Here is a 25,391-nt window from a genome sequence, read left to right on the forward strand (position 1 = left end):
TGAACTCCTGATCAGTTGGTAATGAACTTGGCGCTGACGTAAGGGGCGTAGTCCGGCAGCACGGCATCGACCTTGCCTTGCTCCTTGAGGAACGCAGCGGTATCGGTTACGGCCTTGGTGGTCGGGGCGCCCAGCAGGGTCACCTGGTCAGCGGCCAGCGGGTAGACGTTGCCTTGCAGCAGCAATGGGATATCAGCGGCTTTGGCGCCGGAGAGTTTCACCAGCTTGTCGACGTTGCCTTTGTCGGCGATCCAGGCTTGTGGGTCTTTGCGGTAGGCGGCGTAGGCATCCAGGGTGACCTTGGCGAAGGCGGTGACGATTTCCGGGTGCTTCTCGGCAAAATCCTTACGCACGATCCAGGCATCGAAAGTTGGTGCGCCGAACTTGGCCAGTTCGCCGGAGGTGATCAGCACCTTGCCGTTTTCCTTGGCCACGCCCAGGGCTGGGTCCCATACGTAGGTGGCGTCGATATCACCGCGTTTCCAGGCGGCGATGATGGCCGGCGGTGCGAGGTTGAGGACGGTCACTTTGGAGGGGTCGATGTTCCAGTGCTTCAGTGCGGCCAACAGGCTGTAGTGGCCGGTAGAGACAAACGGCACGGCGACTTTTTTGCCTACCAGGTCCTGCGGGCTGTTGATCCCCGAACCGTTGCGCGCCACCAGCGCTTCGGCACCGCCGATCTGGGTGGCGACGAGGAAGGTTTCCACCGGCACTTTGCGGGTGATGGCGGCAGTCAGCGGGCTGGAACCGAGGTAGCCGATCTGCACGTCACCGGAAGCGATGGCGGCGATGATATCGGCGCCATTGTCGAATTTGCGCCAGTTGATCTTGGCTTGGGTGGCTTTTTCATACGCGCCGTCGGCCTGGGCGACTTTGGCCGGGTCCACGGTGGTCTGGTAAGCGATGGTCACATCCGCCGCCTGGGCAAACAGGCTGGCACCGGCCAGGGACAATGCAGCCAAGAGGCGCAGACGGGTTAACAGTTTCACGGGGAAGCTCCTCAATCAGGCGGCCGAGGATCGGCGTGTGAGGAGACTAAATGATCTAAGAACTCGAAAATAAATAACATTTTCGAATTAGCTTATTAGGAGAATGTCGAGTGGACACAGGCCAAATGTGGGAGCGGGCTTGCTCGCGAAAGCGGAGTGTCAGCCACTGAGTGTGTTGCTGATACACCGCTTTCGCGAGCAAGCCCGCTCCCACAAGGGTTTTGTGTAAGGCCTTAGTTGCTGATGGCGAGGATGCTCGCCTGGTACGACCCGACAAACACATCGAAATCGCCCACTTCGTTCTGCTCCAGCTCCGCCTGTTGTGCCAGCGACGTACGCGCCAGTTCTTCAAAGCGTGCCTGCTCCTCTGCTGGCAACGGCTCCTTACGGAAATGCTCGGCGTGCAGCTGGCTCTGGTGCAGGGAGAACTGCGCAAAACTCTCCTTGCGCTCGGCCATCGCCGCCAGCACCTGGGCCGACGGCGTCAGGGACGAATCCTTGACCTTCGCCAACTGGGCGTCCAGCGCCTGGCTGTGTTCGGTGATGCCGTGGCTTTCGTCGAGCAGGGCCGCGAGCGGCGCGATTTTTTCCAGCAGTTCGCCAGCCCATTCCTTCATGTCTACAGGTTGGCCCTGACGCTGCAACTGCAAGCCCGGACGACGACCTTCCTTGACCACGCTGAGGAAGTTGGAGGTCGCGTTACCGCACTCGTTGTCCGCCAGTTGAGGGCTGTCGTTGAGGGCGCAGTACAACAGGAAGGCGTCGAGGAAACGCGACTCCGGCAAGTCGATACCCATCGGCAGGAACGGGTTGATGTCCAGGCAGCGCACTTCGATGTACTGGATACCGCGAGCCACCAGCGCCTGGATCGGCCGTTCGCCGGTGTAGGTCACGCGCTTGGGGCGAATGTTGGAGTAGTACTCGTTTTCGATCTGCAGGATGTTGGTGTTGAGCTGCACCCACTCACCGTCCTGATGGGTGCCGATTTCGACATACGGCGGGTAGGGCGTTGCCACCGCTTCGCGCAGGCTGTCGGTGTAGCTGGCCAGATCGTTGTAGCACGGCGTCAGGCCGGCTTGGGCGTTGCTCTGGTAACCCAGGTCGCTCATGCGCAGGCTGGTGGCGTAGGGCAGGTACAGGGTGTCGGCGTCCAGCACTTCCAGCTGGTGCGAGCGACCGCGCAGGAAACCGGCATCCAGGGCCGGTGAAGCCCCGAACAGGTACATCAACAGCCAACTGTAGCGGCGGAAGTTGCGGATCAGCGCGATATAGGCACTGGACTGGAAGTCGCGGTCGGTACCCACGAACCCTTCCGTTTCCTTGAGCAGCGGCCACAGCTGTTCCGGCAGGGAAAAGTTGTAGTGGATGCCAGCGATGCACTGCATGGTCTTGCCGTATCGCAGGGCAAGGCCCTTGCGGTACACATACTTGAGCTGCCCGATATTGGACGTGCCGTAGTAGGCAATCGGAATATCTTCCTCGGCCGGCAACGGGCACGGCATCGAAGGGCTCCACAGGTACTCGCTGCCGAGCTTGCTGTAGGCAAAGCGGTGGATCTTGTCCAGGCTGCTCAGGGTATCGGCCGGGTTGGGCAGTGCAGGCGTGATGAACTCCAGCAGCGATTCGGAGTAGTCGGTGGTGATTTGTTCGTGAGTCAACGCAGCGCCCAGGGCTTCAGGGTGCGGCGTTTGCGCCAGGCGACCCTCACCGGTGACGCGTAGGCATTCACGCTCGATGCCGTGCAAGCACTGCTCTAGCAGGGAGAGGTGTTCGCGCTTGCCGAGCAGGGCCAGGCGGCGGTTGAGAAGTTCGCTCAAGTTGGATTCCTTCACGCGTCAGTCGCCCCAATATGGGGGTGGGCAGGACGGTCTACAAGGGTGAAGTTAAAACTGGCGTTTTCGCCTGGTTAAGAGTCGATTTGACCCGCTCTGAAAAAGCCCACTTCACTCCATGAATTTGGCTACAGCGCAGCGAGAAAATTCCGACGCCGTTCGTGCAGCGCCGAAATTAACTCAAATCGTGGGTGGGGAGCTATAGGACAGCGAAGGTGCCCTGCGCTTTTGCGACAAGTCTGTCGCCCTGGTGCACGTCCGCTTCAACCACCAGCGTGCGGCGACCGGCATGAATCACCCGGCTGATGCACACCACGTCGCCGTCTTCCACGGCGCGGATGTAGTTGATCTTGCACTCGATGGTCGCGCTCTGCTGGTCAAAACCATGGGCGCTGGAACAGGCCAGTCCCATCGCAATGTCCACCAGGCTGAAAATCGCGCCGCCATGGAGCTTGCCCGCGCGGTTGCGCAGGTGCGGCTCCAGGGTCAGGGCCACCTCGGCAACGCCTTCTTCAAGGCGTTGCAGGCGGCAGCCAATCAGTTCGCTGAATGCGCTGTGGGTCACGCCGGCCGGGAGTTCCATCAGCGCTTCTTCAGCTGTTTGGCGTTGGCGAACAACGACGCCATGGCGTTATTGCTTGGCGCTGGCGCTGCGGTTTCCTTGCGCGGTGCACTGTTTTGCGACTGGCGTGGTGCCGAACCTGGACGGGCGCCACGGGCACCGTCGATTTTCTCACCGGGGGTGTCGCTCATGCGCATCGACAAGCCCACACGTTTGCGCGGGATGTCGACTTCCATGACCTTGACCTTGACCACATCACCGGCTTTAACAGCTTCACGCGGGTCCTTGATGAACTTCTCCGAAAGCGCAGAGATATGCACCAAGCCGTCCTGATGCACGCCGATGTCCACAAAAGCGCCAAAGTTGGTCACGTTGGTGACCACGCCTTCGAGGATCATGCCCAGTTCCAAGTCCTTGAGGTCTTCGACGCCGTCCTGGAACTCGGCGGTCTTGAACTCGGGACGCGGGTCACGGCCGGGTTTTTCCAGCTCTTGCAGGATGTCGGTGATGGTCGGCACGCCGAAGGTTTCGTCGGTGTACTTCTTTGGGTCCAGGCGCTTGAGGAACGCGGCGTCACCGATCAGCGAGCGGATGTCACGGTCGGTCTCGGCGGCGATGCGTTGCACCAGCGGGTAGGCTTCCGGGTGGACGGCGGAGGAGTCCAGCGGGTTGTCGCCGTTCATCACGCGTAGGAAACCGGCGGCCTGTTCAAAAGTTTTTTCGCCCAGGCGTGCGACTTTTTTCAGCGCGGCGCGGGTTTTGAACGCGCCGTTCTCGTCACGGTGGGTCACGATATTCTGCGCCAGGGTGGCGTTGAGGCCGGAGATACGCGCCAGCAGCGCCACGGAGGCGGTGTTGACGTCCACGCCCACGGCGTTCACGCAGTCTTCCACCACGGCATCCAGGCCGCGCGCCAGTTTCAGCTGCGACACGTCGTGCTGGTACTGGCCGACACCGATGGATTTAGGGTCGATCTTCACCAGCTCGGCCAGCGGGTCTTGCAGGCGACGGGCGATGGACACCGCGCCACGGATCGACACGTCCAGATCCGGGAACTCCTTGGACGCCAGTTCCGACGCCGAGTACACCGAAGCACCGGCCTCGGAGACCATGACCTTGGTCATCTTCATGGCCGGGTATTTCTTGATCAGTTCAGCGGCCAGCTTGTCGGTCTCGCGGCTGGCGGTACCGTTGCCGATGGCGATCAGGTCCACGGCGTGCTTGGCGCACAGCGCGGCGAGGATCGCCAGGGTCTGGTCCCACTTGTTGTGCGGCACATGCGGGTACACGGTGGCGTGGTCCAGCAGCTTGCCGGTGGAGTCGACCACCGCCACCTTGCAGCCGGTGCGCAGGCCCGGGTCCAGGCCCAATGTGGCGCGTGGGCCGGCGGGTGCGGCCAGCAGCAAGTCGTGCAGGTTGTGGGCAAACACGTTGATCGCCTCGGTTTCGGCGCCGTCGCGCAACTCGCCCAGCAGGTCCGTTTCCAGGTGGGTGTAGAGCTTGACCTTCCAGGTCCAGCGCACGACTTCACCGAGCCATTTGTCCGCAGGGCGGTTCTGGTTCTGGATGCCGAATTGTTGGCCGATCATGCCCTCGCACGGGTGCATGGTGCCCGGCAGTTCGTCGCCGACTTTGAGCGCGGAGCTGAGGATACCTTCGTTGCGGCCGCGGAAAATGGCGAGCGCACGGTGGGATGGCATGCTCTTGAGCGGCTCGTCGTGCTCGAAGTAGTCGCGGAACTTGGCGCCTTCTTCCTCTTTGCCGGCGATGACTCGGGCGCTGAGGATGGCTTCCTGCTTGAGGTAGGTGCGCAGTTTTTCCAGGAGGCTGGCGTTTTCGGCGAAACGCTCCATGAGGATGTACTTGGCACCTTCGAGAGCGGCCTTGACGTCGGCCACGCCTTTTTCGGCGTCGATGAAGCGGGCGGCTTCGGTGTCCGGAGTGAGCGACGGGTCGTTGAACAGGCCGTCGGCCAGCTCGCCCAGGCCGGCTTCCAGGGCAATCTGGCCCTTGGTGCGGCGTTTCTGTTTGTACGGCAGGTACAGGTCTTCGAGGCGGGTCTTGGTGTCGGCGAGCTTGATGTCGCGTTCGAGTTGCGGGGTCAGCTTGCCTTGCTCCTCGATGCTGGCAAGGATGCTGATGCGCCGTTCGTCGAGTTCTCGCAGGTAGCGCAGGCGCTCTTCCAGGTGACGCAGTTGGGTATCGTCGAGGCTGCCGGTCACTTCTTTACGGTAACGGGCGATGAAGGGCACCGTGGAGCCTTCATCCAGTAGAGCGACGGCCGCTTCGACCTGTTGGGGGCGTACACCGAGTTCCTCGGCGATGCGGCTGTTGATGCTGTCCATAAAACCACCTGAAATTCTTAAAAGCAGCTGGCAGGCCCGGAAAACAAGGCCCGGCAAGGCTGGTTGAGCGGCCCGACTGGCGCCGCTGCCTGGGTCAAGAGGCAGCCTATTGACCCTCGAAATCGAAAAAGTCACGACAAACGGGTGAAAAAAAGCCCGGCAGTAAACGGTAACGATCTGACGTTGCCCTGCAAGAAGGCGCCGCATTATAACCAGCGTTCTGCCCTTGGGGGGTACTGCAGCCGCGGTTGTAGCGCGCGGGTTCGCTGGCGGTAGAGGAAAAATCTGCTAACAATGCACACGGTGCGTATAACGGCAGCTACGCCATAATGCGCGCCGAGATAAGAGGAGCATCCAATGAGCAGCACTGCACAAACTGCTGAAGGCGAAAAAATTCTCATCGTTGATGACGATCCGGGGCTGAGCAGCCTGCTGGAGCGTTTCTTCAACTCCAAGGGCTACCGTGCCCGCGCGGTGCCTAACACCGAGCAGATGGACCGCCTGTTGGGGCGTGAAGTATTCAACCTGGTCGTACTCGACCTGATGCTGCCCGGCGAAGACGGCCTGACCGCCTGCAAACGCCTGCGCGGCGCGAACAACCAGATTCCAATCATCATGCTCACCGCCAAGGGCGATGAGCTGAGCCGCATCAAGGGCCTGGAACTGGGCGCTGATGACTACCTGGCCAAGCCGTTCAACCCCGATGAGTTGATGGCACGGGTCAAGGCCGTATTGCGTCGCCAGGCTCCGCCAGTACCGGGCGCGCCAGGCAGCGAAGACGAGAGCGTTACCTTTGGCGACTACGAGCTGTCGCTGGCCACCCGTGAGCTCAAGCGTGGCGACGAAGTGCACATGCTCACCACCGGTGAATTCGCCGTGCTCAAGGCCCTGGTGATGAATGCTCGCCAGCCGTTGACCCGCGACAAGCTGATGAACCTGGCCCGTGGTCGGGAATGGGACGCCTTGGAGCGCTCCATTGATGTGCAGATCTCGCGCCTGCGGCGGATGATCGAGCCGGACCCGTCCAAACCGCGCTATATCCAGACGGTGTGGGGCGTGGGTTATGTGTTTGTGCCGGATGGTACTGCAACCAAGTGACCGATGTTTTGCAGGGGCGGGCATCCTGGCGTTAGACCCCATGAGGGTCGACGGGATGCCCGGCGTCTGCAATTCTGCGAGCGCCGCTCGTTCCTGCAAGGTGTCTAGCTGTCTTCTATGAAAACCCCGCTGTGGTTCCCGCAAAGTTTTTTCTCCCGCACCCTTTGGCTGGTGCTGATTGTCGTTCTGTTTTCCAAGGCACTCACGCTGGTTTATCTGCTGATGAACGAAGACGTGCTGGTGGATCGACAGTACAGCCACGGCGTCGCCCTGACGCTGCGTGCCTACTGGGCAGCCGACCCCGAGAACCGCGAAAAAATCGCCAAGGCTGCCACCTTGGTTCGCGTCGCTGGCGCGGGTGTACCGGAGGGCGAGCAGCACTGGCCCTACAGCGAAATTTACCAGCGCCAGATGCAGGCCGAACTCGGTGAGGACACCGAAGTGCGCCTGCGCATGCACGTATCGCCCGCGCTGTGGGTGCGTGCGCCAAGCCTGGGCGAGGACTGGCTGAAAGTACCGCTGTATCCCCACCCGCTACGGGGGCAGAAGATCTGGAACGTGCTGGGCTGGTTCCTGGCGATTGGGTTGTTATCCACCGCCTCCGCGTGGATTTTCGTACGTCAACTCAACCAACCGCTCAAGCGCCTGGTGTTTGCCGCTCGCCAGTTGGGACAGGGGCGCAGCGTGCGCCTGCCGGTCAGCGATACGCCCAGTGAGATGACCGAGGTGTATGGCGCATTCAACCAGATGGCGGAGGACGTCGAGCAGGCGGGGCGCGAACGCGAGCTGATGCTGGCGGGGGTGTCCCATGACCTGCGTACGCCGTTGACGCGGTTGCGCTTGTCTCTGGAGTTGATGGGTAACCACAACGACCTGACGGATGACATGGTCCGCGATATCGAGGATATGGATGCGATTCTCGACCAGTTCCTGGCGTTTATCCGCGATGGTCGCGATGAGGTGGTGGAGGAGGTCGACCTGACGGACCTGGTTCGCGAAGTGGTCGCCCCTTACAACCAGAATGGCGAGCAGGTGCGCATGCGCCTGGAACCGATCCAGCCGTTTGCATTGCGCCGAGTGTCGATGAAGCGTCTGTTGAACAACCTGATCGGTAACGCCTTGCATCACGCAGGTTCCGATGTGGAAGTGGCTGCGTATGTCTCCGGCGACAGCGCAGCACCCTATGTGGTGTTGAGCGTGATGGACCGAGGGGCCGGTATCGATCCGGATGAACTGGAAGGTATCTTCAACCCGTTCACCCGTGGCGACCGTGCCCGGGGCGGCAAAGGCACTGGCCTGGGACTGGCGATTGTGCGGCGGATCGCTTCGATGCATGGCGGCAATGTCGAGTTGCGCAACCGTGAGGGCGGCGGCCTGGAAGCGCGTGTGCGTTTGCCGTTGGGTCTGATGTTGCCCAGAGACGCGGTCTAGGCAACAACACCGATCAAATGTGGGAGCGGGCTTGCTCGCGAATACGGAGTGTCAGTCAACGGACTCATCGACTGACCCACCGCATTCGCGAGCAAGCCCGCTCCCACATTGGTTTCTCAGGGTGTCACAGACTGATTTATCAGCCCTTGCCCTTGGTCCGGGTCATATTCGGCCCACCATTCTTTTCCAGATGCTGAATGATGATCCCCGCCACATCCTTGCCGGTGGTGGTCTCGATCCCCTCCAGGCCCGGTGACGAATTCACCTCCATCACCAGCGGCCCGTGGTTGGAGCGCAAGATATCCACGCCCGCCACGCTCAACCCCATCACCTTGGCAGCGCGCAGTGCGGTCATGCGCTCTTCCGGAGTGATCTTGATCAGGCTGGCGCTACCACCGCGGTGCAGGTTGGAGCGGAACTCACCCGGTTTGGCCTGGCGCTTCATCGCGGCAATCACCTTGTCGCCCACCACGAAGCAGCGAATATCTGCGCCGCCGGCTTCCTTGATGTATTCCTGCACCATGATGTTCTGCTTGAGGCCCATGAACGCCTCGATCACCGATTCTGCGGCGGTGGCGGTTTCACACAAAACCACACCGATGCCCTGGGTGCCTTCCAGCACCTTGATCACCAAAGGCGCGCCGTTGACCATCTCGATCAGGTCGGGGATATCATCCGGAGAGTGGGCGAAACCCGTGACCGGCAGGCCAATGCCCCGGCGCGACAGCAGTTGCAGGGAGCGCAACTTGTCTCGCGAGCGGGCGATGGCCACGGATTCATTCAGGGGGAACACCCCCATCATTTCAAACTGGCGCAGCACCGCGCAGCCATAGAACGTCACCGAAGCACCGATACGCGGGATCACCGCATCGAAGCCTTCCAGCGGCTTGCCCCGGTAGTGGATCTGCGGCTTGTGGCTGGCAATGTTCATATAGGCACGCAACGTGTCGATCACCACCATTTCGTGGCCACGTTCGGTGCCGGCCTCGACCAGGCGGCGGGTGGAATACAGACGCGGGTTTCGCGACAGCACAGCAATCTTCATGCAGCACCTGGGGCAGAAATAGTAGAGACCGGGAACACCGGCTTGTCTTGAACGTACTTGACGCCGGGATTGACCACCAATTGGCCGTCAATCAGCGCCTTGGAACCGAGCAACAGGCGGTAACGCATGGCTTTGCGGCAGGCCAGGGTGAACTCCACCCGCCAGACCCGATCACCCAGCGCCAACGTGGTGCTGATCACATAGCGCACCTGCGCATGGCCGTTGGAGCTCTTGATGGTTTTCATCGTCACCAGGGGCGCTTCGCAGCGGCGGTGACGCAGTTGCACCACGCTGCCCAGATGCGCGGTGAAACGCACCCACTTCTCACCGTCGCGCTCAAACGGCTCGATATCGGTGGCGTGCAGGCTGGAGGTGCTGGCCCCGGTGTCGATCTTCGCGCGCAGGCCCGCCACTCCCAAGTCGGGAAGTGCCACCCACTCACGCAGACCCACAACGGTCAAATGGTCAAATGTCTTCAATATAGGTAACCGGTCAATTCGCCCAGGCTTGGGGGGAAACCTCGGCCAGGGCTTTGAATGCAGGTTTGGCGAACCAGTAACCCTGCATCAGATATATTCCGCAGTCGGACAGAAAATCACGCTCGCCGGCACTCTCTATGCCTTCGGCGATGACAGTAACCTCCAACTGCTCACAGATTGTGACAATCCCCCGGACGATCACCTGACGAACACGGTCCTGATCGACATCGCGAATCAGCGCCATGTCGAGTTTGATCAAATCAGGTTGGAAATCGGCCAGCAGGTTCAGCCCCGAATAGCCCGCGCCGAAATCGTCGATGGCGGTCTTGAAGCCGAATTCGCGGTATTCACGCAGAATATTCGTCAAATGGCGATAGTTATCTACATGCTCGCTTTCCAATGTCTCGAAAATCAGCTGATTGAGCGGGAAATTATGTGCCCGCGCGGCCTCCAGGGTGCTGCGGATACACAATTCCGGGCGGTAGACGGCGTTGGGCATGAAGTTGATGGAGAGGTGGGTCTGCATCCCCAATGCAGCGGCCCCGGCGATAGCCTGGGTACGGCAACGCTGGTCGAAGCGGTAGCGGTTGCTCTCGTTGACCTGCTCCAGCACCGAGAACGCGCCCTCACCCTTGATACCGCGTACCAAGGCTTCGTGGGCGAAAATAGAGTGGTCACGAAGGTCTACGATAGGTTGGTATGCGAAGGAAAAGTCGAACCCCAAGGGCTTGCTTTCCTGGCAACCCACGCAGCGAGAAGTGGGCGAGGTGATGGAAGTGGGGAAATCAGTCACGGCGTATACCTCGCGAAACAGGTTGCTACCTGGCGTATCTTAGGTGAGCCCAAGGGTTTATGCGTCGAAGGGTTTCAACAGTACAGTTGCGACATTTTTCAGAGCGAGGAATTCAAGTGGCTCAAAAGCAGGAAGAGGAAGAAAAGGTCCGGTTGGACAAGTGGCTGTGGGCGGCGCGTTTTTACAAGACCCGTGCCTTGGCCAAGGCGGCCATCGAGAGCGGCAAGGTGCATCATCGTGGGGAACGCTGCAAGCCGGGCAAAGAGCCGCGCGTCGGCGACGAATTCCAGATACGCACCGGCTTTGATGAAAAGACCGTGGTCGTGCAGGCCCTGTCTATCGTGCGCCGTGGCGCGCCCGAAGCACAGGCGTTGTATGCCGAGACCGAAGCCAGTATCGCCAAGCGCGAAAATGCAGCCGCGATGCGCAAGGCCGGCGCCATGGGTTTGAGCACCGACGGCAAACCAAGCAAGAAGCAGCGCCGCGATTTGTTCAAGTTTCGCGGCAGTGGCAATGACGATTAATCGCGCGGATTTCCCTTCAACAGGGAATCAAAATGTGGGAGCGAGCAAGCCCGCTCCCACATTAGCCCTGCGTCGTCAATCAGCTGTGCGCATGACGCTTAAACGCCCGATGACAGGCAACGTGCTCAGTAACTTGAACACCGGCGCCGTCACCCGCAACAACCCCTGCGACACCTTCGCCGCAAACGGCGTGTAATACCCCCACCCCAGCGCCAACAACGCCAGCAGCACGCCGCCGATGTAATCGTCTTGTCCCCAATGCGCGCCCGCCACCAAGCGCGGCATCATGAACAGCAGCGCCAGGCCCCAGATCACCAGCACCTGGCCGATGCGTTTGGCGAACACGGTCATGAACATGCCCCAGATCAACAACACCGAAGCATGATCGCCGGGGAAGCTCTGGCTTGAGCGATCCTTCAATTCCCAGGTCTTTTCCAGGCCCGGAAAATAGTCACTCATCTGAATCGCACCGCTGATCACCATCGACGGGCTACTGTGTTGCCAGCCCATCTGTGCTGCGAGCTTGGAAAACAGCATGCGGATGAACAGCAGCAGCAACAAAATGCCGACAAAACCTAACAGCGCCTGACGCACTTGAACGGCCTTGAACACCCAATCGCCGCGAATCAGCAGCGTCAGCAGGATGACGCCGACCACCGCATCAAATGGTCGCAAACTGGCTACGGCCCATATGTGCAGCCACGTTGCGTTGCTCCCCAGCGGGCCATTGAGCAGGCGGAACAGCCATTCGTCGAAAACCACACACAGCATCTGGCCCGTGGGCCACAGCCAAAAACACAGCAACGCGATAGCGAGTAGATTGCAAAAGGCCCATCGCCCGAGGTTCCACTTGGCTTGGAACAAACCCGGATTGTTCATAAACTGTCCCCCAGTGCTTAAGAAAACCGCACCAAATCGGTGCTAAAGCGTTTAATTTTATAAACCTTGTAATCAATTTGTCATCAATTCAGATACCTAGACCTATGACTGATTTACCGGATACCGACTTCACCCAACGCTTCATCTTCGACGAGACCGACGCCCGCGGCGAACTGGTCTCGCTGGAGCGCAGCTACGCCGAAGTCCTCGCCAAGCACCCCTATCCGGAGCCGGTCGCACAACTGCTCGGTGAGCTGATGGCGGCCGCAGCGCTGCTGGTCGGCACCATGAAGTTCGACGGTTTGCTGATTCTGCAGGCGCGCTCCGAAGGCCCGATTCCACTGCTGATGATCGAGTGCTCCAGCGAACGCGACATCCGTGGCCTGGCCCGTTATGAAGCCGACCAGATCGCGCCGGACGCCACCCTGTCCGACCTGATGCCCAATGGCGTGCTGGCATTGACCGTCGACCCGACCGAAGGCCAGCGCTACCAGGGCATCGTTGATCTGGACGGTGAAACCCTGTCGGACTGCTTCACCAACTATTTCGTGATGTCCCAGCAAGTCGGCACCAAGTTCTGGCTGAACGCCGACGGCCATCGCGCCCGTGGCCTGCTGCTGCAACAGCTGCCGGCTGATCGCATCAAGGACGACGACGACCGTGCTGAAAGCTGGCGTAGTCTTACCGCCCTCGCCGGTACGCTCACAGCTGAAGAGTTGCTGGGCCTGGGCAACGAAACCATCCTGCATCGCCTCTATCACGAAGAGGCTGTGCGACTGTTTGACGCACAGGCCCTGCGCTTTCATTGCAGCTGTTCCCGCGAGCGCTCGGGCAATGCTCTGGTCAGCCTGGGCCTGGAAGACGCGCAGAACCTGGTGGTTGAGCATGGTGGCAACATTGAGATCGACTGCCAGTTCTGCAACCAGCGCTACCTGTTCGATGCGGCCGATGTAGTGCAATTGTTCGCAGGGGCAGGTATCGACACCCCTTCCGATACCCGCCACTAAAACGTTTAAGCACAGGTAAATCACCTGACAAACCCCGGATTAGCGCAGTTCTGACGGGAGGGCCCTACTCTTTTTGGGCTTTTCTGGCATAATCCGGCCCACTTTTTTCGCGGTAGTAGTGCGCAACTTTCTACTACAAAACGTTTGGAGCACTCGGCCATAGGCCGACGGGGAACCTCATGACGCAAGCCAATAACGCCGTATACACCGATCTGAGTGTTGACGATCTGGTCAAAGAAGCCCTGCAGCGCGGTGAAGGCGTGCTTGCCGATACTGGCGCGCTGGTCGTAGAAACCGGTCACCGTACCGGTCGTTCGCCGGTCGACCGTTTCATCGTTGAAGAGCCTACTACCCAGGATGCTATCGCCTGGGGCCCGATCAACCGCAAGTTCCCGGCCGACAAGTTCGATGCCCTGTGGGCTCGCGTCGAGGCCTTCAACAACGCGCAAGAGCATTTCGTTTCCCACGTTCACGTAGGTGCAGCCGAAGACCACTACCTGGCCGTGAAAATGACCACCCAGACTGCCTGGCAGAACCTGTTCGGTCGTTGCCTGTTCATCAACCCGGCCCAGTACAACCCGGCCGGTCGTGAAGAGTGGCAAGTGCTGAACGTTGCCAACTTCGAGTGCGTGCCAGAGCGTGACGGCACCAACTCCGACGGTTGCGTGATCCTCAACTTTGCACAGAAAAAAGTGCTGATCGCCGGCATGCGTTACGCCGGTGAAATGAAGAAAGCCATGTTCTCGGTGCAGAACTTCCTGCTGCCGGCTTCCGATGTACTGCCGATGCACTGCGCCGCCAACATTGGCGAAGCAGGCGACGTGACGCTGTTCTTCGGCCTGTCGGGCACTGGTAAAACCACCCTGTCCGCTGATGAAAGCCGTTACCTGATCGGCGACGACGAACACGGCTGGGGTGAAGGCGTGGTGTTCAACATCGAAGGCGGTTGCTATGCCAAGTGCATCGACCTGTCCGAGAAGAACGAGCCGGTTATCTGGAAGGCCATCAAGCACGGCGCCGTGCTGGAAAACGTCGTGATCAACGACGCCAAGCACGCCGACTACACCGACGTCAGCCTGACCCAGAACAGCCGCGCCGCTTACCCGTTGGAGCACGTTGCCAAGCGCTCCGAGCAGAACCTGGGCGGTGAGCCAAACGCGGTGATCTTCCTGACTTGCGACCTGACCGGCGTACTGCCGCCCGTGTCGATCCTCAGCGAAGAACAAGCGGCCTACCACTTCCTGTCCGGCTACACCGCACTGGTGGGGTCGACCGAAATGGGTTCTGGCGGCGGCATCAAGTCGACCTTCTCCACTTGCTTCGGCGCACCGTTCTTCCCGCGCCCGGCTGGCGAATACGCTGAGCTGCTGATCAAGCGCATCCGCGGCTTCGGCTCCAAGGTCTACCTGGTCAACACCGGCTGGACCGGCGGCGGCTACGGCGTGGGCAACCGCTTCAACATCCCGACCACTCGCGGCGTGATCGCAGCGATCCAGAGCGGCGCGTTGATCGGTGCGCAAACCGAACACCTCGACACCATCAACCTCGACGTGCCACTGGCCGTACCGGGCGTTGAGACCGGCCTGTTGAACCCACGCAACACCTGGGCTGACAAGGCTGCCTACGATGAAGCGGCGAAGGCACTGGCGGGTCTGTTCATCGAGAACTTCAAGAAGTTTGAAGTAAGCGATGCGATCAAGGCTGCGGGTCCTAAGTTGTAAGATTCGTTGGTTGTGAAAAAGCCGCCTCTTGTGAGGCGGCTTTTTTATGCGCGAGAGGTAAGGGTTACACATGTCCAATGTGGGCTTGCTCGCGAAGGCGGTGTGTCAGTCAACTCATTCATCGACTGATATACCGCCTTCGCGAGCAAGCCCGCTCCCATATTGGATCTGCGTTGTGCTTTGGACTAGCTGAGATTTTCCAGGGTTTGCGTGTCCCAGCTATGGGTCTTGATCGCCAGGTAAAGCATGCCAATGGTCAGCGGGACTTTTTCGCCACGGCCCTTGGCGCGATGTTTGAGGAATACATCGAAAACCGGTGGGTTGAAGTAACGGTAGGCATCGTAGTCGCCCAAGTCGAACTCAAACGTTTGTTCCACGGCTTCCATAAACTGCTTGGCTTCGGCACCGTCACAGCCAAGGTCGAAATTGATCGCGGTTTTAAGGCGGATGCTCTTGTGTTTCGGCAGGCCGATTTCTTCGTGGATCAGTTGCAGCAGTTGCTGCATCTCGGGGTCGTCGGGGAGGTCAGGGGCCAGGTTCATGGTGGGGGTACGCAAGAGTAAGTGAGGGGGGCGTTTGCGTTGCAGACGGTATTTGTTTCGGGTGATGAAGAGTGCCAAGCCTATCAAGAATACGAAGACAGGTAGGAAGGGCATTCTGAGAATCACCGCTACATAGGGTAGTAGGACGGTCAACGTGATGCCGGTAGCAAGAAATGTGAGAGCAAGGCGCTTTCTGAGGGAAGGGTCTTTAATTTGGTAATGCAGCAGCAGGTAAAAGCCGAGAAAAGTGGCTGTTTGCAGGTAGATATTCATGAGACCTGATATCCGAATGCTTCGAGCGCCTGGGAGTTCCAGCGTTTGGCTTTGATGGCTTGGTAGAGCATGTTGATGGTGAGGGGTGCTTTACCTTCGCTGCCTCTTTCTACGTAGCGTAAATAGGCGTCGAAACCTCGGCGCTTGAAGTAGCGGCTGTTTTTGTAGTCGCCGGCTTTCATGCCGAAATCTTGCTTCAATGCTGCGAACAATCGTTTGGCTTCTGCGCTGCTACAACCCAGATCGTGGTTGATGGAGGTGTTGAGGTGAATGATCTGGCACTTGGGCAGGCCTACATCTTCATGTATGAGTTGAAGGAGATGGAGCATGAGCGGGTCATCCGGAAAGTCAGATGCCAAGTTAACCGTCGGGGCCACAAGTAATGGGTGAGTGGTTTTGGCTCGGCTGTAGCGGTGGCGGTCCAAGAATAGGCCTGAGCCTAATAGAACTGCGCCAATCGGTACGCTGGGTAACCGGATTTCGTGCGTCCAGTAAGGGAGCCATACCGCGCAGGCGAGTCCTGCGGCCACCAGTGACAGGCCGGCATATTTCCTTAGGTTCGGAGCGTGTATTTTGTTGTCGATGATCACGTTCAGCACAATGAAAATCAGCCATTGCAGGTATTCCATCATCGGGGTGTACCCCCCATGAATGGGATTACCAAGGCCGCCTCGGAACGTTGAGGGCCTATCCCGCCTTTGACCTGCGCTTCAATTCCAATGACTACGTCACCTGCATGATAGGTGCGAATGAAGCTTTTGGTGACGACTCCCACGGTGGTAGCAACGACACGTGCTACGGGTTTCGAAAACGGGCGAACTGGCGCACTGAAAGCCCCCGCTAACAATAAAGCGATGATGGTTCCACGTTCATTGATCAAATCAGCCTGTTGCCGGGTTAGCGGCTTAGCGATCGCAATGGTCATCGTGCAAGGCAAATCACGGGCAAGCATTTTTCCGTATAGGTCAATGAGTCGCTGACGTACCTCGTTTGCAGAAGTGCCCGCTTCTAACAAACAAAGGTTTTCCATTGCATGTCGATTGGCAGGCAAGACGGTCAGCCGCAGCACGGTGAATGTGATGCCGTAATGGCCGTTATATTGAGTCCTTTCGATATTCATGCTTTTTGCAGGGCTGTTGAAAGGGCGCTAGTTTCGGTCAGATGAAGGTGAAATTTGTAGAGGGCCGGGAGGGAGTTTTTTGCACTTTCGGAAGGGGATTGCACGGGCTTTGGCGCTTTCTTACAGAGGGTTCCGGTTTTTGGACTGGCGAGCGTTTTCTGGGTGAAACCGGAAACCCCTGACAGCTGGGCGCGCCCGCGATAGCAGTAAGTCAGTTATAGATGTATAGCCTGATCTACCGTTATCGGGTTCAAGCCCCCTCCCACAGGGTTAACTGTTTGACTGGGCCGTTTGTGTTGGTTTCTTGGCGGCCGGTTGCAGTTGTACGTGCTGTGCAGCTTTCAGCAAATCACAGCCGTCCTGGACGAGTAAGTACAGGGCGTTAGTGATGTGAGAAATGTCTTTGAGGTCGGCGTGTTCGAAGGTCAGGCAGGAAAAGGTTTCCAGTAAGTCGGTGGCTGCGCGGATGCGTTGATGGGCGGCGGACTGGATGTCTTCGGCTGTGGCTTGAGTGTCGATTGAGAGGGGATGGGTATCGGTGAAGTTGGTGCGAAGAAAGAGATAGCGATTGGTAGATAGGTTCGGCTTTGTCATTGCGGTGTTCCAATACAGATTCAAAGAAATACGCCAAACGAGTTGGCACGTTTGCCTCTGCTGTTTTTCGGGTGACCAAACCCGGTCGCTGATTTGGCAGCGACGAAGCGAACCTTAGAAGTGAGTTTGTTCTCGGGCAATAAACAGATGGTTTAGCCAAAGGCTATTGGATTACGCACTTACAGGCCTACTGATACACCGCTCAAAAATCGCCTCCAGCCCCTGATAATCACACGCCACCGCATCAATATTCGCCGGCACCCACGCCGCGTGCTTTACCAGCCACCAGTTCACCGAATACCCCGCATTCACGATGATCTGCTCAAACAGAATCCGCTGTGCGCGGCCGTTACCTTCGCGGAAGGGGTGGATAACGTTGAGGTCGCCATAGGCTTCGGCAATTTGCGTTACCAACTCTGCTTGGCTCACGCCAACGTACCAGTTGGCCTGCTCCATATGTTGGATGATCTTCGCCGCTTCCGGGGGGATGCGTTCCGGGGTGCAGAACAGCGTGTCGCCCTTCTGGATGTTGACGCTGCGCAGCTCACCCGCCCATTCGTAGATGTCGCTGAACAGCGTGCGGTGGATGTGTTGCAGGCGTTCGAGGTTGTAGGGCGGTGGGAACAGGGGGAGGTTGCCTACGGCGATTTCGGATAACTCCCGCTCGGCTTGGTGCAGGCGGATCTCGTCATGCAAATCGAGGCGGTTGCGCAGGACGCTGCTACCGGGATAGCAGTACGGGTCCTGGCCCACGCCGTATTTGTCGATCATCAGCGTGGAGTGTTGCGGTACTTGGCGAGGACGGCTTCGCGGGTCGGCAAGGGTTTGTCGACGTCGGCCGGTTGGGTGTCGAACCCTTCCAGGCGAAGGCTGGCCAGGTAATTGGAACGGCGGATCTTGTGGTAGTGATCCTGTTTTTGCTCAAACGTCGGTTCGCTCATCGCTGTACTCCCGGGTAGCAAGGTTTGAGTGTAGCGCAATGCCTGGGCGGGCAGGCGGGATAAAAACCACGTCACATTTTGTACAAAAAATCCGCCAAGGCCCTGAATTCCGCGTATGTTGCAGCGCAAAATCTTGTAGGGCAATTCTGCCCACTACTTAAAGGGAGTTAAGCATGGGTTTGCTTCGTGTCGCCTCGGCGATGTCATTGTGTGCCGTAGCGTTTTCAATCCAGGCCGAGCAGTTGCCGATTGAAGTGCTTAGCGCAGTGGTCAAGGACCAGAAAATCGCCGACGCCGAAGTTTTGCTGCAACGCAACGGCGCGCAAAACGTGGTGGGCCGTACCAATGCCCAAGGCCAGGTAGTCCTTAATAGCGACGCCGCCGACGATGGCAGTAACCTGCTGATCATCAAGAAGCCCGGCTATTCCAACCTGGTGGTGAAATGTCCGTGCAAGGGCATGACCTATGCCATCAGCCCGGTGATGGAAAACCTCGACGGCCTGCGTGTGGTGTTGACCTGGGGCAAAACCCCGGAAGATCTCGACTCCCACATGATCTTCCCCGGCAACAACATCTACTTCGAGAACAAGAGCGGCACCGACGCCGAGCTGGATGTTGATGACACCGACAGCTACGGCCCGGAAACCATCACCCTCCAGAAAAAACACTACGGCGAAAGCTACGTGTATGCCGTGCATGACTTCACCAATGGCAACAACCCAGGATCGCGCCAGCTGTCCAACAGCGAAGCCAAGGTGTTCGTGTACATGGGCCAGTCGCTGGTACGCACCTACTACGTACCGCAGAACCGCAGCGGTAACCTGTGGACCGTGTTCCGCATGACCGGCAGCGGTGACTTCCAGGACATCAACGCCTTCAGCGGTGTACGCGTCGATGCCCAGGATGTGCTCAACGAAGTCAAACCGTTGCTGGATGACAGCGTGGCCGTTACTGCGGTAGCTGTCAGCTCTTCGGCACAGACCGATGCGAAACGTCTGAACGTGCAAGGCGAAGCCGCTTACCAAGCGGGTAACCTGGACCAGGCGATCGACCTGTTCCGCCAGGCCATCGACCTGGACAACAGCTTCGGCAAGGCCTACGGCAACCTGGGCCTGGCGTATCAGAAGGCCGGCAACACGGCCGAGTCGATCTGGGCCAACCGCAAGGCGATCGCCCTGGCGAGCGGCGCGAATGCAGCGACCGTGCGTGCCGGTGCCTACTACAACATCGCGCGGATCTACGAAGCGGCGGGGCAGTTCCAGGACGCGCTGCGTCACTACCAGTTGGCGAAAGAGCAGAAGGCCAACCCGGTGTACGACACAGCGATTGAGCGTGTGAAAAACCGCTGATTTAGCGCTCACACAGTTCTAAAACTGTGTGAGCTTGTGGGGGAGCGGGCTTGCTCGCGAAGGCAGTGGGTCAGTCACAATTGAGTTGACTGGCCCACTGCCTTCGCGAGCAAGCCCGCTCCCACATTTGGATTTTCGTTTTCCTGCAAGTTCTTTGGAAAAGTCCCACTTCGGCCCTAGGCCATCCCGCACCCTGTGTATCATCCTGTCTCTTTTTTCCATGCGACCTTTCTCGATTCGCCGAGATTCACGGGCTATGTTTTTGAGCCTACTCAGCGGTCAATGGAGTGACAGCCCATGCACGACACCCTCCAGCAGGTCTTTGGTTACCCCCAGTTTCGTTTGGGCCAGGAAGAAGCCGTCAGCGCCGTGCTGGCCGGGCGTTCCGCCGCCGCGATTTTCCCGACGGGCTCCGGCAAGTCCCTGTGCTACCAACTGTCGGCTGTATTGCTGCCGCACCTGACGCTGGTAGTGTCGCCGCTGTTGGCGTTGATGCAGGATCAATTGGGCTTCTTGCAGCGTCATGGCATTAGCGCGGGCAGTATCGACTCAGCCCAGAGCCGCGATGAGGCCAATGATGTAATGGCCCGCGCGCGTTCCGGCGAGCTCAAGATCCTGATGATTTCTGTGGAGCGCCTGAAGAACGAGCGCTTTCGAAACTTCCTGCAGAGCGTGCAGATTTCGCTGCTGGTGGTGGACGAGGCGCACTGTATTTCCGAATGGGGCCACAACTTCCGGCCGGATTATTTGAAGCTGCCGGACTACCAGCGCCAGTTCAATATCCCACAAGCGCTTCTGCTGACGGCTACAGCAACGCCCAAGGTGATTGCCGACATGCAGGCCAAGTTCGCCATTGCTCCAGGCGATGTGGTCACCACGGGCTTCTACAGGCCCAATCTAAACCTCTTGGTTGAACCCGTGAGCGGTGAGCAAAAGCGTCGCAGGCTGGTTCAGTGGATGAGCGAGCGCGCCAGTCAGCCGAGCATCGTCTACGTCACCCTGCAAAAGACCGCCGAGCAGATTGCAGAGCATCTGAACCGCAATGGCATCCAGGCCGAGCCCTATCACGCCGGTTTGCCCCACGACAAACGCGAAGGTATCCAGCAGCGCTTCATGGGCGGGCGCTCCAATTGCATCGTCGCCACCATCGCGTTCGGTATGGGTATCGACAAAAGTGACATCCGCAACGTGGTGCACTTTGACCTGCCCAAGTCCATCGAGAACTACAGCCAGGAGATTGGCCGCGCCGGGCGTGACGGGCAGCCGTCCGATTGCCTGGTGCTGGCCAATCGCGACAGCCTCAATGTGCTGGAAAACTTTGTGTACGGCGATACGCCCGAGCAGGATGGCATTCGTCATGTGCTGAATGAGTTGCTGGCATCGCGAGGCGACGGGCAGTGGGAGTTTTTACTGCGCTCGTTATCCGATGACAGCAACATCCGCGAGTTGCCGCTCAAGACGTTGTTGGTGCAGTTGGAACTCAAGGGGGTGATAGCGCCACGCTACGCGTTTTATGCTGAATATCGCTTCAAATATTTGGTCGAACCTGAGGCTTTGCTGGCGCGTTTTTCCGGTGAGCGACAGCAGTTTGTCGCGGCCATTATCCAGGTGTGCAAACGCGCCAGAACCTGGGCGACAGTGGATTTCGACGCGCTGTACCAGCAGCACAATGCCGAGCGCGGCCGGGTGGTGAAGGCGCTGGATTACTTCCAGGAGCAGGGCCTGATCGAGCTGGAAAGCAAGCAGATGACCGAGGTCTACAGCGTGCTGAGCACTGACTTTGATCCACAGGCATTGAGCACCGAGTTATACACAGGCTTCAAGCAACACGAAATTGGGGAGGTTGCGCGTATTCACGCCATGCTCGATCTGTTCGCCACCGAGCGCTGCCTGGGGCAGCGGCTGGCGCACTACTTCGGTGATGAAAACGCCCCCCAGCGCTGTGGGCATTGCTCGGTGTGCCACGGCCATATTGCGCACTTGCCAGCGCCACCTGCCCTTGCGCCGCTTGTGGATAAAAACTTCATGGGATTGTGCGGTGATTTTATCCACAGGCATCATGCACACACCGGTCACCTGCCTGGCGCGGAACGTCTGACGCGTTTCCTCGGTGGCATCAGCGTGCCCTTGTTCACCAAGCTGAAGGCGCGGGGTATCACGGGTTTCGCTGCGCTGGAAGATTACCCTTATGCCGAGGTACGCGAGTGGGCCAAGGCCCATTTGAATAACCTTTAAACCCATCTTCACGAGATGCACCCATGCCTGATTCAGTGCCACAACGTGCCGATTACCCTCACTTCCAGCCGATCATCACGCGCTGGCACGACAATGACGTGTATGGCCATGTGAACAACGTGACCTACTACAGTTTTTTCGACACGGCGGTGAATACCTACCTGATCGAGCAGGGCGGGTTGGATATTCATGATGGAGAGGTAGTGGGGTTTGTGGTGAGTTCGGCGTGCGACTACTTTGCGTCGATTGCCTTTCCCGAGCGCATTGAAATCGGCCTGCGGGTGGGCAAGCTGGGCAACAGTTCAGTGCAGTATGAGTTGGCGGTGTTCAAGGCCGGCGAGGAAGAGGCCTGTGCCGCAGGAAGGTTTGTGCATGTGTTTGTGGACCGGGGGTCGAACCAGCCGGTGCCGATTGCTGGGGTGTTGCGCGAGGCGTTGCAGCGGTTGGCGGTTTGAAACTGATTCCACAAACACCTCTGCACTAAATGTGGGAGGGGCGGTGCGACGATTCGACTTGCTCCCGATTGCAGGGTGTCAGTCTGTACATCTGTGACTGATCCACCGCTATCGGGAGCAAGTCGAATCGTCGCACCGCCCCTCCCACACGAGCCCATCGCACATTGAATGTGTGTCGGGCTTTAGATCTTACCGGTGACGGTAGTGATGCTTGTTCTTGCGATGCCCATAGGCATGGCCGCGGCCACGATGGTCGTCACGGTCATAACGACGGTGGTCGCGCGAACGACGATCATCGTCATCGCTCTTGTTACCCATGTAGTTGCCCAGTGCACCACCCGCGCCACCGCCGGCGGCTGCGCCGATCAGGCTGCCGGTGCTGCCGCCGACACTACGGCCGACCACGTTGCCGCCCGCTGCGCCCAGCGCGCCGCCAATGGCCGCTTCGCCCCGGCTGCGTTTGTCCGCACCCACCGCACTACCGCCCGCACCGCCCAGGGCTGCGCCGATGGTGGAACCGGTGTTGCCGCCGATCTGCTGGCCAACAACCGAACCTAGAACCCCGCCCAATGCGCCGCCTACACCGGCTTCGGTGGTGCCACCGGCCATGGCTGCGCCACTGACCAAGCCAAGGGACAACAAGAGAATCGAGGAGAGCTTCATTCGTGAGACCTCAAGGGGATGACGGCGCGATCCTGAGGTTGTAACGAGATTGTGGCAACACAAATCCGACCAGTAACACGAGTTGTACACAATTCTATAAGTTACTGTTTTTACTGGGGAACTTAAGTCGATTTAGCGGGTCTTTAACTACTTCGGAATGGCCGCTTTTATGCAAAAGCGGCCTTTTTTGTGCCCGATGGTTTATGCCGAGCGGGCCATGATCAGCCCATTGTCACTCGCTGCTTCAAGGCGGATGGCCACGAATTTCGAGGTCGGCGTGTGGCTGCCATCCCCGGTGCTTTCCAGCGGCACCAGCGGATTCACTTCCGGGTAGTAGGCCGCCGCCTGCCCTGCCGGAATATCAAAAGCCAGCAACGTGAAGCCCTTCACGCGGCGCTCACGACCGTCTTCCCACAACGACACGATGTCGGCCTTCTGCCCCGGCTTGAAGCCCAGGCGGATGATGTCGGCTTCGTTGACGAACAACACATCGCGCTGGCCCTTGACCCCACGGTAGCGGTCATCCAGGCCATAGATGGTGGTGTTGTACTGATCGTGAGAGCGCATCGACTGCATGATCAGGTCCGGTACGCGGCCGGTGGCGTGGGTGCGTTCATGAATCAGGTCTTTGGGCAGGATGTTCGGGCGGAAGTTGGCCCGGCCCGACGGCGTGTTCCAGCGGCGTGCGCCAGCCGAGTTGCCCAGGTAGAAACCGCCTGGGTTTTTGATCTTCTCGTTGAAGTCTTTGAAGCCTGGAATGGTGTCGGCGATGAGGTCGCGGATGCGCCCGTAGTCGGCCACCAGCCAGTTCCAGTCCACCGGTTTGCTGCCCAGGGTTGCGGCCGCAATACCGGCCAAAATCGCCGGCTCGGATTTCATCAGCTTCGACAGCGGCTGCAACTGACCGTTGGAGCCGTGGACCATGCTGAACGAGTCTTCCACCGTCACCGCTTGCGGGCCGTCGGCCTGGATGTCGATGTCGGTACGGCCCAGGCACGGCAGGATCAGTGCGTCTTTGCCGTGCATCAGGTGGCTGCGGTTGAGCTTGGTGCTGATCTGCACGGTCAGGTCACAGCTGCGCAACGCCTCGAAGGTACGCGGGCTGTCCGGGGTGGCTTGGGCGAAGTTGCCACCCAGGCCGATAAACACCTTGGAGCGGCCTTCGAGCATGGCGTGGATCGCTTCCACCACGTTGTGCCCGTTCTCACGGGGCACCTGGAACTGGAAACGGCGCTCCAGGGAGTCCAGGAACGCCACTGGCGGGCGCTCGTTGATGCCCATGGTGCGGTCGCCCTGCACGTTGCTGTGGCCACGCACCGGGCACAGGCCGGCGCCTGGGCGGCCGATATTGCCGCGCAGCAGCATCAGGTTGGCGATTTCCTGGATGGTCGGTACCGAATGGCGATGCTGGGTGATGCCCATCGCCCAGCACATGATCACGTTCTTGCCTTTGGCGTACATGCGCGCCGCTTGTTCGATCTCCACCAGGGGCAAGCCGGACTGCTCGACGATTTCATCCCAGGAGGTGTCGTCGATTTTGCCCAGGTAATCGAGCACATTGGCGGTGTGTTCGTTGAGGAAGTCGTGGTCGAACACGGCCTCTTTGCCTTCGGCCTGGGCCTGGCGTTCCCAGAGCAGCAGGAACTTGGCCATGCCACGCAGGATGGCCATGTCGCCACCCAGCGCCGGGCGGAAGTACGCAGTATTGGTTGGCTTGTCGCCGTTGGTGAGCATTTCCAGCGGGTGTTGTGGGTGCTGGAAGCGCTCCAGACCGCGCTCTTTGAGCGGGTTGATACACACCACTTGGGCGCCGCGCTTGACCGCTTCGCGCAGCGGTTCGAGCATGCGCGGGTGGTTGGTGCCGGGGTTCTGGCCCCAGACGAAAATCGCATCGGCATGTTCAAAGTCGTCAAAGGTCACGGTGCCTTTGCCGACGCCCACGCTTTGCGCCAGGGCCACGCCGCTGGCTTCGTGGCACATGTTCGAGCAATCCGGAAAGTTATTGGTGCCGTAGGCGCGCACGAACAGTTGATACAGGTACGCCGCTTCGTTGCTGGCGCGACCCGAGGTGTAGAACTCGGCCATGTCCGGGCTGGGCAGGGCGTTGAGGTGCTTGCCCACCAGGTCGAAGGCGGCTTCCCAACTGATGGGTAGGTAGCGGTCGGTTTCGGCGTCGTAGCGCATCGGCTCGGTGAGGCGGCCCTGGTATTCCAGCCAATAGTCGCTTTGCTCAAGCAGTGCGGTCACGCTGTGCTTGGCAAAGAACGCGGCGTCCACGCGGCGCTTGGTGGCTTCCCAGTTAACGGCCTTGGCGCCGTTCTCGCAGAACTTGACCATGCCGCTTTCCGGCGAGTCGCCCCAGGCGCAGCCGGGGCAGTCAAAGCCGCCGTTCTGGTTGGTCTTGAGCATCATGCGCAGGTTTTTCAGCGCGTTGTCGCTGGTCAGCCAGGCCTGCGCCACGCTGATCAGCGCGCCCCAGCCGCCAGCCGGGCCTTTGTAGGGCTTGTAGCGCGG

24 protein-coding genes are annotated in these 25,391 nt (G+C 59.4%); 8 read left to right on the forward strand and 16 right to left on the reverse strand.

The annotated features are described in order from the left end of the window. Positions 1–11: 11 nt before the first annotated feature. The 4 genes from tauA to DYL59_RS22485 all read right to left on the reverse strand — a co-directional run bounded on the left by tauA (position 12) and on the right by DYL59_RS22485 (position 5,728). Positions 12–989, reverse strand: coding sequence for a taurine ABC transporter substrate-binding protein (gene tauA / locus DYL59_RS22470; RefSeq protein ID WP_135291149.1), 978 nt, complete (start codon positions 987–989; stop codon positions 12–14). Between the two features lie 233 nt (positions 990–1,222). Further along, entirely contained in the window at positions 1,223–2,806 is a 1,584-nt protein-coding gene (gshA, locus tag DYL59_RS22475; RefSeq protein ID WP_135291150.1) for a glutamate--cysteine ligase, read from the reverse strand. Positions 2,807–3,020: 214 nt separating this feature from the next. After that, positions 3,021–3,404 (reverse strand): PaaI family thioesterase, encoded by a 384-nt coding sequence (locus DYL59_RS22480; protein ID WP_135291151.1) that lies wholly within the window; start codon positions 3,402–3,404, stop codon positions 3,021–3,023. After that, complete coding sequence (locus DYL59_RS22485) at positions 3,404–5,728, reverse strand: Tex family protein (protein ID WP_135291152.1); 2,325 nt, start codon at positions 5,726–5,728, stop codon at positions 3,404–3,406. The genes DYL59_RS22480 and DYL59_RS22485 overlap by 1 nt, the downstream gene beginning before the upstream one ends. A 357-nt stretch (positions 5,729–6,085) precedes the next feature. Here DYL59_RS22485 and ompR point away from each other — a divergent pair, with 357 nt between their 5' ends. Then, positions 6,086–6,826: an osmolarity response regulator transcription factor OmpR gene (ompR, locus tag DYL59_RS22490; protein WP_015373500.1), complete on the forward strand. Its 741-nt coding sequence runs from the start codon at positions 6,086–6,088 to the stop codon at positions 6,824–6,826. 117 nt (positions 6,827–6,943) lie between these two features. Further along, positions 6,944–8,257 carry an ATP-binding protein gene (locus tag DYL59_RS22495; RefSeq protein ID WP_135291153.1) on the forward strand — a complete coding sequence of 438 codons (1,314 nt, stop codon included), beginning with the start codon at positions 6,944–6,946 and terminating at the stop codon, positions 8,255–8,257. A gap of 139 nt (positions 8,258–8,396) precedes the next feature. On the opposite strand, the gene rimK is transcribed toward DYL59_RS22495, so the two are convergent. Genes rimK through rimA form a run of 3 tightly spaced genes read right to left on the reverse strand, consistent with a single transcriptional unit; the run spans position 8,397 to position 10,574 of the window. Next, complete coding sequence (gene rimK / locus DYL59_RS22505) at positions 8,397–9,302, reverse strand: 30S ribosomal protein S6--L-glutamate ligase (protein WP_003187674.1); 906 nt, start codon at positions 9,300–9,302, stop codon at positions 8,397–8,399. Next, positions 9,299–9,781: a retropepsin-like aspartic endopeptidase RimB gene (rimB, locus tag DYL59_RS22510; protein ID WP_005783815.1), complete on the reverse strand. Its 483-nt coding sequence runs from the start codon at positions 9,779–9,781 to the stop codon at positions 9,299–9,301. The genes rimK and rimB overlap by 4 nt, the downstream gene beginning before the upstream one ends. Before the next feature lie 13 nt (positions 9,782–9,794). Beyond that, a complete protein-coding gene (rimA, locus tag DYL59_RS22515; RefSeq protein WP_135291155.1) occupies positions 9,795–10,574 on the reverse strand; it encodes a S6 modification regulatory phosphodiesterase RimA in 780 nt (259 codons plus the stop codon). Between the two features lie 116 nt (positions 10,575–10,690). On the opposite strand from rimA, the gene DYL59_RS22520 reads away from it, so the two are divergent. Beyond that, positions 10,691–11,098, forward strand: a complete 408-nt coding sequence (locus DYL59_RS22520) for an RNA-binding S4 domain-containing protein (protein ID WP_135291156.1) — start codon at positions 10,691–10,693, stop codon at positions 11,096–11,098. Positions 11,099–11,173: 75 nt separating this feature from the next. On the opposite strand, the gene DYL59_RS22525 is transcribed toward DYL59_RS22520, so the two are convergent. After that, a complete protein-coding gene (locus DYL59_RS22525) occupies positions 11,174–11,977 on the reverse strand; it encodes a phosphatase PAP2 family protein (protein WP_135291157.1) in 804 nt (267 codons plus the stop codon). Positions 11,978–12,081: 104 nt separating this feature from the next. Between DYL59_RS22525 and hslO the strand changes: the two genes are divergently transcribed. Then, complete coding sequence (gene hslO, locus DYL59_RS22530) at positions 12,082–12,984, forward strand: Hsp33 family molecular chaperone HslO (protein WP_135291158.1); 903 nt, start codon at positions 12,082–12,084, stop codon at positions 12,982–12,984. 179 nt (positions 12,985–13,163) lie between these two features. Continuing rightward, positions 13,164–14,705 carry a phosphoenolpyruvate carboxykinase gene (locus tag DYL59_RS22535; RefSeq protein ID WP_135291159.1) on the forward strand — a complete coding sequence of 514 codons (1,542 nt, stop codon included), beginning with the start codon at positions 13,164–13,166 and terminating at the stop codon, positions 14,703–14,705. A gap of 185 nt (positions 14,706–14,890) precedes the next feature. Here DYL59_RS22535 and DYL59_RS22540 read toward each other — a convergent pair whose 3' ends face one another. The 6 genes from DYL59_RS22540 to DYL59_RS22565 all read right to left on the reverse strand — a co-directional run bounded on the left by DYL59_RS22540 (position 14,891) and on the right by DYL59_RS22565 (position 18,175). Then, the gene (locus DYL59_RS22540) at positions 14,891–15,247 is read right to left on the reverse strand and encodes a DUF1493 family protein (RefSeq protein ID WP_135291160.1); all 357 of its coding nucleotides are present in this window, start codon (positions 15,245–15,247) and stop codon (positions 14,891–14,893) included. 269 nt (positions 15,248–15,516) lie between these two features. Next, complete coding sequence (locus DYL59_RS22545; RefSeq protein WP_135291161.1) at positions 15,517–16,152, reverse strand: DUF1493 family protein; 636 nt, start codon at positions 16,150–16,152, stop codon at positions 15,517–15,519. Beyond that, positions 16,149–16,640 carry a hypothetical protein gene (locus tag DYL59_RS22550; RefSeq protein ID WP_135291162.1) on the reverse strand — a complete coding sequence of 164 codons (492 nt, stop codon included), beginning with the start codon at positions 16,638–16,640 and terminating at the stop codon, positions 16,149–16,151. Before DYL59_RS22550 ends, DYL59_RS22545 begins: the two co-directional genes overlap by 4 nt. Before the next feature lie 270 nt (positions 16,641–16,910). Then, a complete protein-coding gene (locus DYL59_RS22555; protein WP_135291163.1) occupies positions 16,911–17,234 on the reverse strand; it encodes a hypothetical protein in 324 nt (107 codons plus the stop codon). 171 nt (positions 17,235–17,405) lie between these two features. Further along, positions 17,406–18,005: a putative adenosine monophosphate-protein transferase Fic gene (locus DYL59_RS22560; protein ID WP_135291164.1), complete on the reverse strand. Its 600-nt coding sequence runs from the start codon at positions 18,003–18,005 to the stop codon at positions 17,406–17,408. Beyond that, positions 18,005–18,175, reverse strand: coding sequence for a YhfG family protein (locus tag DYL59_RS22565; RefSeq protein WP_016979054.1), 171 nt, complete (start codon positions 18,173–18,175; stop codon positions 18,005–18,007). The genes DYL59_RS22560 and DYL59_RS22565 overlap by 1 nt, the downstream gene beginning before the upstream one ends. Before the next feature lie 173 nt (positions 18,176–18,348). On the opposite strand from DYL59_RS22565, the gene DYL59_RS22570 reads away from it, so the two are divergent. The 3 genes from DYL59_RS22570 to DYL59_RS22580 all read left to right on the forward strand — a co-directional run bounded on the left by DYL59_RS22570 (position 18,349) and on the right by DYL59_RS22580 (position 22,214). After that, positions 18,349–19,524 carry a tetratricopeptide repeat protein gene (locus DYL59_RS22570; protein WP_135291165.1) on the forward strand — a complete coding sequence of 392 codons (1,176 nt, stop codon included), beginning with the start codon at positions 18,349–18,351 and terminating at the stop codon, positions 19,522–19,524. A 297-nt stretch (positions 19,525–19,821) separates the two neighbouring features. Next, entirely contained in the window at positions 19,822–21,759 is a 1,938-nt protein-coding gene (locus tag DYL59_RS22575) for a RecQ family ATP-dependent DNA helicase (protein ID WP_135291166.1), read from the forward strand. Positions 21,760–21,782: 23 nt separating this feature from the next. After that, a complete protein-coding gene (locus DYL59_RS22580) occupies positions 21,783–22,214 on the forward strand; it encodes an acyl-CoA thioesterase (protein ID WP_135291167.1) in 432 nt (143 codons plus the stop codon). Between the two features lie 189 nt (positions 22,215–22,403). On the opposite strand, the gene DYL59_RS22585 is transcribed toward DYL59_RS22580, so the two are convergent. Further along, on the reverse strand, positions 22,404–22,877 hold the full coding sequence (locus tag DYL59_RS22585; protein WP_135291168.1) for a glycine zipper domain-containing protein: 474 nt from the start codon (positions 22,875–22,877) through the stop codon (positions 22,404–22,406). A 201-nt stretch (positions 22,878–23,078) separates the two neighbouring features. After that, the coding region (locus DYL59_RS22590) for an FdhF/YdeP family oxidoreductase (protein WP_135291169.1) at positions 23,079–25,391 on the reverse strand (2,313 nt) is incomplete at its 5' end.

Source organism: Pseudomonas kairouanensis (genome assembly GCF_004682055.1).
GTDB lineage: Bacteria > Pseudomonadota > Gammaproteobacteria > Pseudomonadales > Pseudomonadaceae > Aquipseudomonas > Aquipseudomonas kairouanensis.

What these genes read in the sequence shown, in the direction of transcription:
- DYL59_RS22480 (WP_135291151.1), bottom strand. Translation starts at nt 3,404, where the DNA reads ATGGAACTCCCGGCCGGCGTGACCCACAGCGCATTCAGCGAACTGATT.
- DYL59_RS22485 (WP_135291152.1), bottom strand. Translation starts at nt 5,728, where the DNA reads ATGGACAGCATCAACAGCCGCATCGCCGAGGAACTCGGTGTACGCCCC.
- ompR (WP_015373500.1), top strand. Translation starts at nt 6,086, where the DNA reads ATGAGCAGCACTGCACAAACTGCTGAAGGCGAAAAAATTCTCATCGTT.
- DYL59_RS22495 (WP_135291153.1), top strand. Translation starts at nt 6,944, where the DNA reads ATGAAAACCCCGCTGTGGTTCCCGCAAAGTTTTTTCTCCCGCACCCTT.
- rimK (WP_003187674.1), bottom strand. Translation starts at nt 9,302, where the DNA reads ATGAAGATTGCTGTGCTGTCGCGAAACCCGCGTCTGTATTCCACCCGC.
- DYL59_RS22525 (WP_135291157.1), bottom strand. Translation starts at nt 11,977, where the DNA reads ATGAACAATCCGGGTTTGTTCCAAGCCAAGTGGAACCTCGGGCGATGG.
- hslO (WP_135291158.1), top strand. Translation starts at nt 12,082, where the DNA reads ATGACTGATTTACCGGATACCGACTTCACCCAACGCTTCATCTTCGAC.
- DYL59_RS22535 (WP_135291159.1), top strand. Translation starts at nt 13,164, where the DNA reads ATGACGCAAGCCAATAACGCCGTATACACCGATCTGAGTGTTGACGAT.
- DYL59_RS22540 (WP_135291160.1), bottom strand. Translation starts at nt 15,247, where the DNA reads ATGAACCTGGCCCCTGACCTCCCCGACGACCCCGAGATGCAGCAACTG.
- DYL59_RS22545 (WP_135291161.1), bottom strand. Translation starts at nt 16,152, where the DNA reads ATGATGGAATACCTGCAATGGCTGATTTTCATTGTGCTGAACGTGATC.
- DYL59_RS22550 (WP_135291162.1), bottom strand. Translation starts at nt 16,640, where the DNA reads ATGAATATCGAAAGGACTCAATATAACGGCCATTACGGCATCACATTC.
- DYL59_RS22555 (WP_135291163.1), bottom strand. Translation starts at nt 17,234, where the DNA reads ATGACAAAGCCGAACCTATCTACCAATCGCTATCTCTTTCTTCGCACC.
- DYL59_RS22560 (WP_135291164.1), bottom strand. Translation starts at nt 18,005, where the DNA reads ATGATCGACAAATACGGCGTGGGCCAGGACCCGTACTGCTATCCCGGT.
- DYL59_RS22565 (WP_016979054.1), bottom strand. Translation starts at nt 18,175, where the DNA reads ATGAGCGAACCGACGTTTGAGCAAAAACAGGATCACTACCACAAGATC.
- DYL59_RS22570 (WP_135291165.1), top strand. Translation starts at nt 18,349, where the DNA reads ATGGGTTTGCTTCGTGTCGCCTCGGCGATGTCATTGTGTGCCGTAGCG.
- DYL59_RS22575 (WP_135291166.1), top strand. Translation starts at nt 19,822, where the DNA reads ATGCACGACACCCTCCAGCAGGTCTTTGGTTACCCCCAGTTTCGTTTG.
- DYL59_RS22580 (WP_135291167.1), top strand. Translation starts at nt 21,783, where the DNA reads ATGCCTGATTCAGTGCCACAACGTGCCGATTACCCTCACTTCCAGCCG.
- DYL59_RS22585 (WP_135291168.1), bottom strand. Translation starts at nt 22,877, where the DNA reads ATGAAGCTCTCCTCGATTCTCTTGTTGTCCCTTGGCTTGGTCAGTGGC.